Source organism: Blastococcus sp. TF02A-35, from assembly GCF_004571075.1.
Classification (GTDB): domain Bacteria; phylum Actinomycetota; class Actinomycetes; order Mycobacteriales; family Geodermatophilaceae; genus Blastococcus.
Genome location: NZ_SPQP01000065.1, coordinates 1 through 12,971 on the forward strand (window position 1 = coordinate 1; position 12,971 = coordinate 12,971).

The window sequence follows — 12,971 nt, forward strand, 5'->3', positions numbered from 1 at the left end:
TACCACCGCCGGCGGCGTCAGGACGCCCTCGGTCGACTCACGCCCATCGAGTACGAGACCATCGTGCCCACAATGGCCGCGCAGGCAGCCTGACCCAACCTGTCACCGATCCGTGCAGCAGTCCCAAGAGCCAGCTGCGCGGGTCGTCGTCCATGGCCCGACGGTGTCCCGCCCGCCTCCGACGGTGCTGGGTCCCGGCTGGGGGGCTCCTGGGTGCGCGCGGCGCTGCGGACCCACAGCGGGCCCACGGGGCCGGCACAGGTCCGTCACAGCCGGGCGACCGACCCTCGGTCCCTGACGGCCGGGGAGGACCCCGGCCCGGGAGAAGGAGTGCACATGCGCAGGAAGCTCGTCGTCGCGACCACCGCCGGCGTCCTCGGCCTGACCGGTCTCGCCGTGGCGGTGCCCGCCCTGGCCGCGGACACCGGGACCGGCTCCGGCTCCGCCGTCGAGCGGATCACCGAGGCGCTGTCGGGTCTGGTCGACGACGGGTCGATCAGCCAGGAGCAGGCCGACGAGGTGGCGACGACGCTGAGCGAGGCGGGCCTCGGCCGGGGCGGCCACCACGGTGGTGAGCCCGGGCTGGAGGCCGCGGCCACCGCGCTCGGGATGACCGAGGACGAGCTGCGCACCGCGCTGGAGGCCGACGGGACGACGCTGGCCGAGGTCGCCGAGTCGCAGGACGTGCCGGTCGAGGACCTCGTCGCGGCGCTGGTGGAGGCCGAGGAGGAGCGGGTCGCCGAGGCCGTCGAGGACGGCCGGCTCACCCAGGAGGAGGCCGACGAGCGGCTGGCGGACGTGGCCGAGCGGGTCACCGAGCGGGTGAACAGCGACGCCCCCGTCCGCGGCGGCCACGGCCCCCGCGACCGCGGCCCCGAGGGCGACTGACCCGCACGGGAGGCGGCGCCGGCTGCGGAGGCGGCGCCGCCGCGTCCCGTCGTAGCCTCCCGCCATGCCGACGCAGACGCTCGAGGTCCGTTCCGCGCACGACGTCCTGGTCACGGTGCACCGCTGGGACCCGGCGGGTCCGCCGCGCGGGATCGTGCAGCTGACCCACGGGATGGGGGAGCACCTGCTCCGCTACGAGGCGCTCGCGGCGAACCTGACCGACGCCGGCTTCGTCGTCGTCGGGCAGGACCACCGCGGCCACGGCGCGACCGCCCAGGACGGGCGGTGGGGCGAGCTGGGCCCCGGCGGCTGGGACGAGCTGGTGCGCGACATCGGCCGGGTGACCGAGCTGGTGCGCGCCGACCACCCGGACCTGCCGCTGGTGCTCCTCGGCCACAGCATGGGCTCCTTCGCCGCCCAGCAGTACGTGCTCGACCACAGCGGGGAGCTCGCCGGGCTGGTGCTCTCCGGCACCACCACCCTGGACCTGCTGGAGCCGGCCCTCGACCTGGACGGGCCGACCGACCTGTCGGCGTTCAACGCCCCGTTCGCGCCGGCGCGCACCGACTACGACTGGCTCTCCCGGGACGAGGCCCAGGTCGACGCCTACGTCGCCGACCCGCGCTGCGGCTTCGGCCTCTCCGCGCCGGACAACAAGCAGATGTTCGTGTCCGCCCGGCAGGTGGCCGACCCCGAGCGGCTGCGCGGGGTGCGCCCCGACCTGCCGGTGTACGTGGTCGTCGGCGACGCCGACCCGCTCAACGGGCAGCTCGCGCTCGTGCACGCCCTGGTCCAGCGGCTCCAGGAGACCGGGCTGCAGGACGTGACGCTGAAGGCCTACGAGGGCGCCCGGCACGAGGTCTTCAACGAGACGAACCGGGACGAGGTCGTCACCGACCTGCTGGCCTGGCTGGACCGGGTGGTGCCGGCGCGCTGACCGGCCCCTGGACACGCGTCCCGCACCGGGCGACGCTGCAGCCATGAGCGAGAGCCCGTACGCCGTCCCGGCCGAGGACCTGCTGACGCCCGTCGCCGCCGCCGACCAGGTGGAGGTGCACGCGCTGCCGGAAGAGGCCCCGACCGGGTGGCCGGGGGACCCGCTGCGCTACGCCGACGGTGGGGGCGGCGACGCCGACGGCGACTGAGCCCAGCCCGTCCGGGTCATCGCCGACCTGCGCCGGCGGAACTCCTCGACCGGCACGCTGGTCACGCCCGCCAGCCGCACGGACACCACGCGCCCGTCCCCGTCGCGCTGCACCGGCACCCGCTCGCCGGAGGCGCCGAAGCCGGGCTGCGGCGCCACGCGCAGGGTGCGGTCGTCGAGGACCTGGAGCTCCTCGACGGTGGGCAGCGGGTCCGGCGCGGTCGGGCGCAGGAGCACCAGCCGGCCGCCGAGCTCGGCGACGTCGAGCAGACCCCACAGCGAGGCGAACCGGCCGGTGAACGACGCCGGGCGCACCCCGGGCGGCGGGGGCGGCAGCTCCGCCCGGGGAGCGAGGGCGACGTCGACGAGCTTGACCAGGCCGACGGCGAGGTCGTGCGCGGGCCCGTCGACGGCGTTGGTCAGGACGCTGACCACGAGCTGCCCGACCGGGTCGACCAGCGTCAGGGTGATGTGCCCGGGGTAGCCGCCGCTGTGCCCGACCAGCTGCCGGTCGCCGACGGTCAGCAGCTCCATCCCCAGGCCGTAGCGGCCGACCTCGCTGCCGTAGGCGGTGACCACCGACTCCAGCCGCTGCATCAGCCGCTTGGAGTCGTCGGTCAGCAGCCGCTCGTCGCCCAGGACGTGCGCGGCACCGTAGGCCGACAGCTCCTCGGCGGTGGAGAAGAACCCGGTGGCGGCGGCCATCGCGCGGGTGTCGACGTGCTCGATCGTCTCCCGGGCGTCCTCACCCAGGAGCAGCCCGGTGTGGCCGGCCGCGTACTCGCCGGCCCGCGCCGGGTCCAGCTCGGCGCCGGTGCGGGTCAGCCCCAGCGGCTCGGTGATCGCCGTCCGGCAGTGCTCGGCGAACGACGTGCCCGTGACCGCCTCGACCGCCAGGCCGAGGAGCCCGTAGCCGACGTTGGAGTACTTGAAGTGCTCGTTGCGGGCGTGCACCGCGCCGGACCGGAGCACCTCGTCGACCAGCGCGGTGCGGTCCGGGAACGGGATGCCGAGCTGCCAGAAGTCCGCGTCCTCGCCATCCCGGACCACGCCGGCCTGGTGCCCGAGCAGCTCGCGCACGGTGGCCCGCCCGACCGGGGAGCCGGCCAGCTCCGGCACGTGGTCGGCGATCGGGTCGTCCAGCCGCATCCGGCCGGCCTCGACCAGCTGCAGGACGGCGGTCGCGGTGAACGTCTTGGAGTGCGAGGCGACGCGGAACAGGTGGTCGGAGGTGAGCGGCTCCCCGGTGACCACGTCGGCGACGCCGACCGCGGCCGACAGCACCAGCTCGCCGCCGGAGCGGACCGCCACCTGGACGCCGGGCACCCGGCGGTGCGCGGCCTGGGCCGCCACCCAGGAACGGAGGTAGTCCGCGGCGGCGCGGACGGTCGCGGTCTGCGTCCCGAGACGGTCGGTCGTCACCGGCCCGGCGGCAGGGCCCGGTCGTCCCGCTTGGCCCAGCCGACCGCGGTGGTGGCGACGAAGAGCAGCGCTCCGGCCACGGCGAGCCAGAACAGCCCCTTCACCACGGCGCCGACCACGGTGACGGCGAGCCAGACGACCAGCAGGAGCCCGATCAGGCGAAGCATGGCCCCACCCTAGGCCGGTCGGTCAGCAGCCGACGCCGGTCAGGTCGTCGTCGCGGGCGGCGCCCTCGGCGGTGGTGACCGAGTAGCCGGAGCAGAAGTAGAAGGACAGGTTCTCGTCCCGGTCGAGGGTGAGCGGCCGCCAGGTGCCGGTCGCGTCCGGCTCCAGGTACTCGAGCTCCGTGCCGAGCAGGACGTCGTCGGCGGAGGGGTCGTGCCGCAGGTACTTCGCCAGCCACGCCTGCGTGTAGACGCTGGAGACCGCCTGCCCGTAGCGGGACGCCGGCAGGACGTAGGGGATGTCGGTGTACTCCAGGTGCGTGGAGGCGCGCGGCACGACCACCATCGAGTCGACGCCGCTGGCCGTCCAGGCGTCGTAGCCGGTGGCCAGCTCGCGGCGCGGGTCCGGGGCCTCGGTCGGCGAGCCGGCGCCGGCCTCCTCGAACAGGCCGGAGTTCGCGAAGTAGGGGGCGACGGTGAACCCGTACTCCGACTGCAGGCCGAGCGCCGGGACGACCGGGCGGGACTCCCCGAGCGCGTCGAACTCGTCCTCGCCGCGGATCGACGCCCTCGACTGCAGCTTGTCCAGCGCGACGACGGTCTGGATCCGCTCGTCGACCCCCTGCAGGTAGGAGACGGCGAGCGCGCCCAGGGAGTGGCCGACGACGGCCAGCCGGGTGGTGCGTCCCGGCGTCACGGTGCCGGGGTCGGGGGAGCGGTCGAAGGACGCCCAGAGCGGGTTGAACGCGTCCACCTCGGCGCTGCCGGCCGAGGGGTTGGCGTAGGGCGCCTCGGGGGTGGAGAGGAAGAAGTCGATCGCGTCCTGGGTGCCGTACACGAAGTTCGACGTCTGCTGGAACGGCACACCGGGGCAGCCGGTCTCCTCGCCGGCGAGCGGGGCCGCGGCGAGCGAGCAGTAGGGCAGGTCGGCGGGGTCGCCCTGGTGCGGGAACGTCTCGCTGCGACCCTGGCCCTGCACGTCGTAGGTGAGGACGACGTAGCCGCGCTCGGCGAGGTCCTGGGCCAGCCACCAGTACATCCGCTCGCTGCCCTGCACCGAGCCGGTGGTCAGGACGACACCGGGGAACGGGCCCTGCAGCGGCTCGCCGGTGTAGGGGTCGGTGGCGCCGGGGAGCGGGGAGAAGACGTCGCCCTGGACCAGCGCGCCGTAGCGGTTGGTGAAGGAGACCGGGGTGATCTCGCCGCGGGTGCCGTCCCACCCGGCGCGGTAGGGGTTGCCGCTGTTCCAGCCGGGCACGAGCTGGCCCGGCGTGAGCGCCGGCCGGTTCGGGCGGGCGGCCTGGGCGAGCAGGTCACCGGCGAACTGCGGCGTGGTGGCCGCCACGAGCGCCGGCAGGTAGGCGGGGGAGAGCTGACCGTCGGGCGCGGTCTGCCGGCCGTGGGCGTCGGCGATGTTCTGCGCGTCCCGCGCCAGGTAGGCGGGGGACCCGGGTGCCGGGTCGGCCGGTGCGGCGGCGGCGCCGGAGGTCCCGCCGAGGACGACGGCGACGGCGGCGCCGAGGGCGAGTGCGGCACGGGGGAGGGGGCGGCGCATGCGGACTCCTCGACGGCGGGGGAGGGCTGTGCCGTGGTCCAACGAGCCGCACCGGATCCGGTTACCTCCCGACACAGGTACTGCGCCACCGGCCTGCGGCGACGAGGATCAGGGACATGCCCTACTCCGCGGCCGACGACCGCTACGACGCCATGACCTACCGCCGGACCGGCCGCAGCGGGCTGGACCTGCCGGTGATCAGCCTCGGGCTGTGGCACAACTTCGGCGACGACGTCCCCTTCGACCGGCAGCGCGCCATCCTCCGGCGGGCCTTCGACCTGGGGATCACCCACTTCGACCTGGCCAACAACTACGGGCCGCCCTACGGCTCGGCGGAGACCAACTTCGGCCGGCACCTGGACGACGACTTCCGCCCCTACCGCGACGAGCTGGTGATCAGCACGAAGGCCGGCTACGACATGTGGCCCGGCCCGTACGGCCAGGGCGGGGGCTCGCGGAAGTACCTGCTGTCGAGCCTGGACCAGTCGCTGCGCCGGATGCGCCTGGACCACGTCGACATCTTCTACTCGCACCGGCCGGACCCGACCACGCCGCTGGAGGAGACGATGGGGGCGCTGGACACCGCCGTCCGCTCCGGGCGCGCGCTGTACGCGGGCATCTCCTCCTACTCGCCGGAGGACACCGCGAAGGCCGCGGCGATCCTGGCCGACCTCGGGGCGCCGCTGCTGATCCACCAGCCCTCGTACTCCATGCTCAACCGCTGGGTCGAGACCGAGGGGCTGCTGGACACCCTCGCCGACGTCGGTGCCGGCTGCATCGCGTTCTCCCCGCTGGCGCAGGGGATGCTCACCGACAAGTACCTGGGCGGCGTGCCGGAGGGCTCGCGGGCCAGCCAGGGCAAGTCGCTGTCGACCGACCTGCTCACCGCGGAGGCGCTGGGCCACGTGCGCGCGCTGAACGACATGGCGCAGGCGCGCGGCCAGAGCCTGGCCCAGATGGCGCTGGCGTGGGCGCTGCGGGACGAGCGGGTGACGACGGTCCTCGTCGGTGCCAGCAGCGTCGGCCAGCTGGAGCAGAACGTCGGCGCGCTGGCGAACCCGTCCTTCTCCGCGGACGAGCTGGCGGCCATCGACCAGCACGCGGTCGACAGCGGCATCGACCTCTGGGAGGCGCCGCGCACCGGGGCCTGAGCCGGCCCCGGTGCGCGGACGCTCAGCGTCCGGCCGGGAACCCGTACGAGCTCTGCGTCGAGTCGCGCAGGGTCACCGAGATCCGGTCGGCGGTCGAGGCCAGGCCGGGCACGGTGATCACCTCGGTGGCCCCGCCGCCGCGCGGTCGCACCTCGATGCGGATCGGCTCACGGCCCTGCGGCGAGGAGGGCAGGTAGGCGTCGACCCCGTTCAGGAACGTGAGGGTGTTGAACGGGAAGAGGTCGCCCTTCGACAGGTCGGTCGACCGGTCCGGCGGCCCGTACGTCGTCGGACCGGTGCGCGGGCCGACGTCGGTCAGGAACAGCGCGTTGACCTCGCCGACCTGGCCGAGCGGGCTGCCGGGGGTGCTGGAGCGGGGTGTCGTCACGGGGGTGGCGACCTCCAGGGGGGCGACGGCGTCACCGAGCACGTCGACCCGGATGGAGTCCGACGCCGCTCCCTGGTCGCCCCAGATCTCCCGGGCCCGGATCAGCGAGACGTTCACGTGCTGTTCGCTGCGGGGGACGAAGCGCTCCAGGCCGGTGCCGGTGAGGGCGCTGTTCAGCCGCACGAAGTGGTCCGAGCGCGTGTACGGCGACTGGTAGAAGTGGTGCACCGAGCCGTCGGGCCGGACGAGGGCGAACTCGTAGGTGTGCCGCCCGTTGACCTTGACCGGGCCGAACGCGCCGGTCGTACCGATGGCGAACGTCTGCTCGGGCTTCGCCGTCGCCCGCCGGCCGGTGGCCGGGTCCACCCGCCACAGCTGGAGGGTGGCGCCGGCGAAGCCCTGGTTCTCCGGGAAGAGGACGGCGCGGCCGGCGACGGTCACCTGGCCCGGCGGCTCGGGGACGACGTCGGTGGTGCGCGGCGCCGAGCCGGTGAAGAACTCGTACATCTCGCCGAAGGTGCGGGCCGAGGACACCGTCTCGGTGTGGCCCAGGTCGGGGTTGTAGAGGTTCTCGGCGCCGACGACCGAGCCCACGGTGCCGCGGCGGGGGGTCGGCGGCGACTGCCACTCGCCCCACACGGCAAGCGTCGGCACGCCGCCCGGCTCGGCGGGCGCGCTGCGGCCGTCCAGGTTGACGTAGCGGGCGACCTCGGCGGCCTGCGCCGGGTCCGCGAGGTAGGTCTGGCTGACCGCCGTCCCGCGGGAGTGGGCCGCCAGCAGGACCTGGTCGGCCCCGGTCCGGTCGAGCACGCCGTCGATGAAGGGCGCCAGACCGGCCACCGCGGCGGTGTTGTCCGAGCCGCTGGTGTCGTACTCGTAGGCGAACAGCAGCTCCTGCGGGTAGCCGTTGCTGGTGAACCGCTGGAACTGCGTCTCGAACTGCGCGGCCGAGCCGCTGTTGCCGTGCACGAACACGATGGGGAGCAGGGGTGGTGCCTGCTTCGAGGGGGCGGCGGCCGCCACCCCGGGAACCACCGACACGGCCATCAGCGCCGCTCCCAGCACGACGGCCGCCCTGCCGCCGCGGCCCGACCTCTTCGTCACGCTCCGTCTCCGTCCCGGCACCCGTCTGGCGCCATGGGCCGGACGGTACACATCAGTGATCCGTGTCACGATCACCGGTGAAGCGCCTGATCGGGGACGAGAAAGCCCCTTCGGCACCGTGACCGCCGGGTGGCCGCTCCGTTGGTGCTTCACGACGCGCCTCCCCGGCGCGCCGGTCCTTCAGAGACGAGGGAGCACACCGTGGGCGACGACGCCGACCAGCCGAACATCCTCCAGCGCCTCATCCAGTGGCGCGTGGGTGCCGCGATGGAGCCGCACCCGCCGAACGAGACGCTGCTGAAGCTGCAGCAGCCGGTCGTCGACTTCCTGGAGAAGTACTACTTCCGCGTCGAGGTGGAGGGCTGGGAGCGGGTACCCGACCGCACCTGCCTGGTGATCGGCGTGCACTCCGGCGGCGCCCTGACCATGGACGCCTGGTCGCTGGTCTACGCCTGGCAGAAGCACTTCGACGGCAAGCGGACGCTGCACGGCACCGCGCACGACGTGCTCATGGCGGCCCCGGGCCTCGGGGACTACTTCCGGGCGGTCGGCGTCATCGCCGCGAACCGGAAGAGCGTGGGCGCGGCGCTGGCCCAGGGGGAGGACGTCGTGGTCTGGCCCGGAGGCGAGGTCGACTCGATGCGCAGCTGGTGGAAGCGCGACATCGCCACCCTGGGTGGGCGCACCGGCTTCGTGAAGCAGGCGATCCGCTCCGGCGTCCCGATCCTGCCGGTGGCCACCGTGGGCGGCCACGACACCGTGTTCGTGCTGTCCGAGGGCAAGTGGCTGGCCAACGCCGTCGACAAGGTCACCGGGCTGAAGAAGACGCTGCGCGGGGCCAACCTGCCGATCATCGCCGGCTTCCCGTTCCCGATCGCGGTGGAGATCCTCCCCGCGCACGTGCCGCTCCCGGCCAAGATCCGCACCGAGCTGCTCGACCCGATCGAGGTCGACACCGACCCCGAGCGGGCCGAGGACAAGGCCTACGTGCAGAAGATCTACGACGAGGTGGAGTCGGTCATCCAGGCCGGCATGGACCGGCTGGCGGCGAAGCGGACCCTTCCGGTGCTGGGCTGAGGGGAGGATGCAGGCATGGCGGCTCGGTACGAGTACAAGGTCGAGGAGCTCCGCGAGGGGCTCATGGGCGGCAAGATGTCCGGCGGCAAGCTGGAGAGGCTGCTCAACGAGCACGCCCGCGAGGGCTGGCAGCTCAAGGCCATCACGTCGGTCGAGGTGAAGGGCCGGATCGGTCCCGGCGGGGTGGAGGGCGTGCTGGTCACGTTCGAGCGCCCGGTCGCGTGACCGCGGTCGGCACCCCCGTCGAGGCGCTCGCGAGGTTCGACGCGCTGGCGCCGGTCGCCGCTGCGGAGATGGTCGGCCGGTGGCGGGGCAGCGGGGTGCCCACCGGGTCCCCGCTCGACGGGCTGCTGGAGTCCTACGGCTGGTACGGCAAGGAGTTCGTCGACGCGGAGACGGTGCACCCGCTGCTGTTCCGCACCCGGTCGGGCCCGCGTCCGGTGGACCCGGCGCTCGTCCCGGTGAGCGTCCTGCGGGACCGGCCGGGCCTCGCGCACTCGCGCGTCGCCCGCGCCGCGTTCGCCGCCGTCCGCCCGCTGCTGACGACGACGCGGCCGCGGGCCCGGCTGCGCGAGGTCGAGCACCGCGGCGTCGTCACCGCGGCGATGGTCTACGACGCCCTGCCGATCATCGACGTCTTCCGCCGGGTCGACGACCGCACCGTGCTGGGCCTGATGGACCTGCGCGGCCTGCCCGCCCCGTTCTTCTTCCTGCTCAGCCGCGAGGGCTGACGCCCAGCTCGGCCAGCAGCCCGCGCACCCGGCGCTCGATCTCGTCGCGGATCGGCCGGACCGCCTCGACGCCCTGACCGGCCGGGTCGTCGAGCGGCCAGTCCAGGTAGCGCTTGCCGGGGAAGACCGGGCAGGCGTCGCCGCACCCCATGGTGATGACGACGTCGGAGGCCTCGACCGCGTCGGTGGTGAGCACCTTCGGCCGCTGGTCGGAGATGTCGACGCCCACCTCGGCCATGACCTGCACGGCCGAGGGGTTGACGCGGTCGCCGGGCACCGAGCCCGCCGAGCGCACCTCCACGCCGTCGCCGGCCAGGTGGCGCAGCCAGCCGGCGGCCATCTGGGAGCGGCCGGCGTTGTGCACGCAGACGAACAGGACCGACGGCCTCATCGGACGACCTCCCCGGGGAAGAAGCGGCGGCGCGCCCGCAGCGCGACGTAGACCAGCCCGACGAGCACCGGCACCTCGATGAGCGGGCCGACGACGCCGGCCAGCGCCTGGCCGCTGGTGACGCCGAAGGTGCCGATGGCGACGGCGATGGCGAGCTCGAAGTTGTTGCCCGCGGCGGTGAAGGCCAGCGTCGCGGTCTTGGCGTAGCCCAGGCGGAGCCGCATGCCGAGCAGGAACGAGCCGCCGAACATCAGCGCGAAGTAGGCCAGCAGCGGCAGCGCGATGCGGGCGACGTCCCACGGCTGGGAGGTGACGGCGTCGCCCTGGAGTGCGAAGAGCATGACGATCGTGAACAGCAGCCCGTAGAGGGCGACGGGGCCGATCCTCGGCAGGAAGGAGTCCTCGTACCAGTCGCGGCCCCTGGTCCGCTCGCCGATGGTCCGGGTGAGGAAGCCGGCTACCAGCGGGATGCCGAGGAAGACGCCGACCGAGGCCACGATGGCCCAGAAGCTGAACTCCGCCGACGTCGTCGGCAGGCCCAGCCAGCCGGGCAGCACCTGCAGGTAGAACCAGCCGAGCACGGCGAAGGCGAGGATTTGGAACACCGAGTTCAGCGCCACCAGGACGGCGCCCGCCTCGCGGTCACCGCAGGACAGGTCGTTCCAGATCAGCACCATCGCGATGCAGCGGGCCAGGCCCACGATGACCAGGCCGGTGCGGTACTCGGGGAGGTCGGGGAGCAGCAGCCAGGCCAGGGCGAACATCAGCGCGGGGCCGATCACCCAGTTGAGCACCAGGGAGGCGCCCAGCAGCTTCCGGTCGCCCGTGACCCGGTCCAGCTCGGAGTACCGCACCTTGGCCAGCACCGGGTACATCATCAGCAGGAGGCCGATCGCGATCGGCAGGCTGACGTCGCCCACCTCCACCGCCGAGAGCGCGTCGTCCAGGCCCGGGATCCAGCGGCCCAGCGCCAGCCCCAGCGCCATCGCGGCGATGATCCAGACCGGCAGGAACCGGTCGAGGGTCGAGAGCCGCTCCAGGACCGGGGCGTCGGCGGGGACGTCGGTGCGCGCGTCCTCGCGGACGGCGTCGCTCATGCCGGCACGGCCGTGGTGAAGAGGGTGGCGACGGCGCGGAGCGCTTCGGGCCGCACCGCGTAGTAGACCCACACTCCGCGCTTGTCGCGGTCGAGGAGCCCGGCCGAGTGCAGCACCTTGAGGTGGTGGCTGATGGTGGCCTGGGTCAGGTCGAACGCGTCGTTGAGGTCGCAGACGCACGCCTCGCCGCTGGCGCTGGAGGCGATGAGGCTGACCAGCCGCAGCCGCACCGGGTCGGCCAGCGCCTTCAGCAGCGGGGCGACCTGCTCGGCCTGCTCCGCGGACATCGCCGTGCCGGACAGCGGCGTGCAGCACGCCAGGCCGGGCTCGCTCATCGTCAGCTCCTCGGTCGCGGACATCGGCGCCGATCATAACGATCGTCGTCGTATTGACAAGCATCGATGCGTGGTGTTCCTTCTCGGACCATGCATCGACAACCGTCGATGTCTTCTCCCAGGAGGTCCTCGTGTCCCGTGTCCAGCTCGCTCTCCGTGTCGCCGACCTCGAGGCGGCGGTGGACTTCTACTCGCGCCTGTTCGGCACCGCCCCGGCCAAGCGCCGTCCCGGCTACGCCAACTTCGCCGTCGTGGAGCCGCCCCTGAAGCTGGTCCTGCTCGAGGGTGAGCCGGGGGAGACCACCCGCATGGACCACCTCGGCGTCGAGGTGCCCTCCACCGAGGAGGTCACCGCCGCCACGTCGCGGCTGGCGGAGGCCGGCCTGGCCACCCTGGAGGAGCCGGGCACCACCTGCTGCCACGCCGTCCAGGACAAGGTCTGGGTCACCGGACCGGGTGCCGAGCGGTGGGAGGTCTACACCGTCACCGCCGACGCCCGCCCCGACCTGGAGGGCGCGACGTCCGCGCAGCGCGACCCGGCCTGCTGCTGAGCGCGACGAGTGCTACGAACTCGTGGTGATCAGGCGCTGATCACCACGAGTTCGCAGTACTGGAGGAGGTGGCGGTGGACCTGGACGACGTCGCCGACGAGCTCTACGAGGTCGTGCCCGAGGAGTTCGTCGCCGCGCGCACCGCCCGCCAGGACGAGGCGAAGGCCGCCGGCGACAAGGCGCTGGCCAAGGCGATCGGCGCGCTGCCCAAGCCCTCGACAGCGGCCTGGGTCTGCAACCTGCTCGTGCGCGCCCACCGCGAGGAGATCGAGGGGCTGGTGGAGCTGGGCGACCTGCTCCGCGACGCCCAGCAGAACCTCGCCGGCGACCAGCTCAAGGCGCTCGACGTCCAGCGCCGGCAGCTGCTCGCGGCGCTCACCCGCCAGGCCCGGGCGATCGCCGCCGAGCGCGGCCACCCGGTCAGCACCGCCGTCGCCACCCAGGTGGAGGAGACGCTGCGGGCCGCGATGTCCGACCCGGGGGCGGGGGAGGACCTGCTCACCGGCCGGCTCACCAGCCCGATGTCCTACAGCGGCATGGGCGAGGCGACCGGCCGCCCGAAGCTGCGCCTGGTGCCGCCGCCGGAGCCGGCCGCGAAGCGCGAGCGGACCCGGGCGACCAAGACGCAGGCGGACGACGACGAGGAGTCCGCCGCCGACCGCCGTCGCCGCGAGCAGGAGGAGCGTCGCCGCGCCGCCGAGGAGAAGCGCCGTCGCGAGCTGGCGGCGGCGCAGGAGGCGGCCGACGAGGCGACCGCCGCGGCCGAGGAGGCGGAGTCCGTCCTCGAGGAGCACCGCCGGGCGACCGAGGAGCTGGCCGCCCGGCGGTCGGAGCTGCAGGCGCGGGTGGAGGAGCTGGCCGACCGGCTCGCCGAGGCCGAGCGCGACGCCGCCGAGGCGGCGGCGGCGCTCAAGCGCGAGGAAGGTGGTCGCGAAAGTCGAGGAGGCCGTGCGCCAGGGCCGCCGTCCCGGCA

At 73.9% G+C, this 12,971-nt stretch carries 16 protein-coding genes; 9 read left to right on the top strand and 7 right to left on the bottom strand.

Translation table 11 applies throughout. From position 1 onward, the window contains the following. Positions 1-336: 336 nt before the first annotated feature. From E4P43_RS19000 to E4P43_RS20085, 3 genes are all read left to right on the top strand, one after another. Positions 337-888: a hypothetical protein gene (locus tag E4P43_RS19000; protein ID WP_135147086.1), complete on the top strand. Its 552-nt coding sequence runs from the start codon at positions 337-339 to the stop codon at positions 886-888. Positions 889-952: 64 nt separating this feature from the next. Then, positions 953-1,825, top strand: a complete 873-nt coding sequence (locus E4P43_RS19005) for an alpha/beta hydrolase (protein WP_135147087.1) — start codon at positions 953-955, stop codon at positions 1,823-1,825. A 43-nt stretch (positions 1,826-1,868) separates the two neighbouring features. After that, positions 1,869-2,033, top strand: coding sequence for a hypothetical protein (locus E4P43_RS20085; protein WP_167759250.1), 165 nt, complete (start codon positions 1,869-1,871; stop codon positions 2,031-2,033). Here E4P43_RS20085 and E4P43_RS19010 read toward each other — a convergent pair. The 3 genes from E4P43_RS19010 to E4P43_RS19015 are packed head-to-tail and all read right to left on the bottom strand — an operon-like array spanning position 1,994 to position 5,173. Then, positions 1,994-3,454: a serine hydrolase domain-containing protein gene (locus E4P43_RS19010; RefSeq protein ID WP_135147088.1), complete on the bottom strand. Its 1,461-nt coding sequence runs from the start codon at positions 3,452-3,454 to the stop codon at positions 1,994-1,996. The two genes, E4P43_RS20085 and E4P43_RS19010, sit on opposite strands and share 40 nt — an antisense overlap. Continuing rightward, the gene (locus tag E4P43_RS20090; protein ID WP_167759251.1) at positions 3,451-3,621 is read right to left on the bottom strand and encodes a hypothetical protein; all 171 of its coding nucleotides are present in this window, start codon (positions 3,619-3,621) and stop codon (positions 3,451-3,453) included. Before E4P43_RS20090 ends, E4P43_RS19010 begins: the two co-directional genes overlap by 4 nt. Positions 3,622-3,643: 22 nt before the next feature. Then, the gene (locus E4P43_RS19015) at positions 3,644-5,173 is read right to left on the bottom strand and encodes an alpha/beta hydrolase (protein ID WP_135147089.1); all 1,530 of its coding nucleotides are present in this window, start codon (positions 5,171-5,173) and stop codon (positions 3,644-3,646) included. A 116-nt stretch (positions 5,174-5,289) separates the two neighbouring features. On the opposite strand from E4P43_RS19015, the gene mgrA reads away from it, so the two are divergent. After that, on the top strand, positions 5,290-6,324 hold the full coding sequence (gene mgrA, locus E4P43_RS19020; RefSeq protein WP_135147090.1) for an L-glyceraldehyde 3-phosphate reductase: 1,035 nt from the start codon (positions 5,290-5,292) through the stop codon (positions 6,322-6,324). A 22-nt stretch (positions 6,325-6,346) separates the two neighbouring features. On the opposite strand, the gene E4P43_RS19025 is transcribed toward mgrA, so the two are convergent. Further along, positions 6,347-7,816, bottom strand: a complete 1,470-nt coding sequence (locus E4P43_RS19025; protein ID WP_135147091.1) for an alpha/beta hydrolase — start codon at positions 7,814-7,816, stop codon at positions 6,347-6,349. Between the two features lie 201 nt (positions 7,817-8,017). On the opposite strand from E4P43_RS19025, the gene E4P43_RS19030 reads away from it, so the two are divergent. Genes E4P43_RS19030 through E4P43_RS19040 form a run of 3 tightly spaced genes read left to right on the top strand, consistent with a single transcriptional unit; the run spans position 8,018 to position 9,624 of the window. After that, positions 8,018-8,893, top strand: coding sequence for a lysophospholipid acyltransferase family protein (locus E4P43_RS19030; protein ID WP_209313972.1), 876 nt, complete (start codon positions 8,018-8,020; stop codon positions 8,891-8,893). Positions 8,894-8,908: 15 nt separating this feature from the next. Further along, positions 8,909-9,118, top strand: a complete 210-nt coding sequence (locus E4P43_RS19035; RefSeq protein ID WP_135147092.1) for a DUF4177 domain-containing protein — start codon at positions 8,909-8,911, stop codon at positions 9,116-9,118. Next, complete coding sequence (locus E4P43_RS19040; protein WP_245159262.1) at positions 9,115-9,624, top strand: DUF4334 domain-containing protein; 510 nt, start codon at positions 9,115-9,117, stop codon at positions 9,622-9,624. The genes E4P43_RS19035 and E4P43_RS19040 overlap by 4 nt, the downstream gene beginning before the upstream one ends. Here the strand turns inward: E4P43_RS19040 and E4P43_RS19045 are convergent. From E4P43_RS19045 to E4P43_RS19055, 3 genes are read right to left on the bottom strand one after another with little or no spacing between them, the layout of a single operon-like run. Further along, positions 9,608-10,015, bottom strand: coding sequence for an arsenate reductase ArsC (locus E4P43_RS19045; RefSeq protein WP_135147093.1), 408 nt, complete (start codon positions 10,013-10,015; stop codon positions 9,608-9,610). The genes E4P43_RS19040 and E4P43_RS19045 overlap by 17 nt on opposite strands. After that, entirely contained in the window at positions 10,012-11,112 is a 1,101-nt protein-coding gene (arsB, locus tag E4P43_RS19050; protein WP_135147094.1) for an ACR3 family arsenite efflux transporter, read from the bottom strand. The genes E4P43_RS19045 and arsB overlap by 4 nt, the downstream gene beginning before the upstream one ends. Then, the gene (locus E4P43_RS19055; protein ID WP_135147095.1) at positions 11,109-11,471 is read right to left on the bottom strand and encodes a metalloregulator ArsR/SmtB family transcription factor; all 363 of its coding nucleotides are present in this window, start codon (positions 11,469-11,471) and stop codon (positions 11,109-11,111) included. The genes arsB and E4P43_RS19055 overlap by 4 nt, the downstream gene beginning before the upstream one ends. Before the next feature lie 107 nt (positions 11,472-11,578). Here E4P43_RS19055 and E4P43_RS19060 point away from each other — a divergent pair, with 107 nt between their 5' ends. Further along, entirely contained in the window at positions 11,579-11,998 is a 420-nt protein-coding gene (locus E4P43_RS19060; protein ID WP_135147096.1) for an ArsI/CadI family heavy metal resistance metalloenzyme, read from the top strand. 74 nt (positions 11,999-12,072) lie between these two features. Next, a partial coding sequence (locus E4P43_RS19065; protein ID WP_209313973.1) for a hypothetical protein occupies positions 12,073-12,971 on the top strand: 899 nt, incomplete at its 3' end.

Coding starts and splice junctions, on each gene's coding strand:
- E4P43_RS19035 (WP_135147092.1), top strand. CDS start 8,909: ATGGCGGCTCGGTACGAGTACAAGGTCGAGGAGCTCCGCGAGGGGCTC.
- E4P43_RS20090 (WP_167759251.1), bottom strand. CDS start 3,621: ATGCTTCGCCTGATCGGGCTCCTGCTGGTCGTCTGGCTCGCCGTCACC.
- E4P43_RS19055 (WP_135147095.1), bottom strand. CDS start 11,471: ATGTCCGCGACCGAGGAGCTGACGATGAGCGAGCCCGGCCTGGCGTGC.
- arsB (WP_135147094.1), bottom strand. CDS start 11,112: ATGAGCGACGCCGTCCGCGAGGACGCGCGCACCGACGTCCCCGCCGAC.
- E4P43_RS20085 (WP_167759250.1), top strand. CDS start 1,869: ATGAGCGAGAGCCCGTACGCCGTCCCGGCCGAGGACCTGCTGACGCCC.
- E4P43_RS19045 (WP_135147093.1), bottom strand. CDS start 10,015: ATGAGGCCGTCGGTCCTGTTCGTCTGCGTGCACAACGCCGGCCGCTCC.
- mgrA (WP_135147090.1), top strand. CDS start 5,290: ATGCCCTACTCCGCGGCCGACGACCGCTACGACGCCATGACCTACCGC.
- E4P43_RS19015 (WP_135147089.1), bottom strand. CDS start 5,173: ATGCGCCGCCCCCTCCCCCGTGCCGCACTCGCCCTCGGCGCCGCCGTC.
- E4P43_RS19000 (WP_135147086.1), top strand. CDS start 337: ATGCGCAGGAAGCTCGTCGTCGCGACCACCGCCGGCGTCCTCGGCCTG.
- E4P43_RS19005 (WP_135147087.1), top strand. CDS start 953: ATGCCGACGCAGACGCTCGAGGTCCGTTCCGCGCACGACGTCCTGGTC.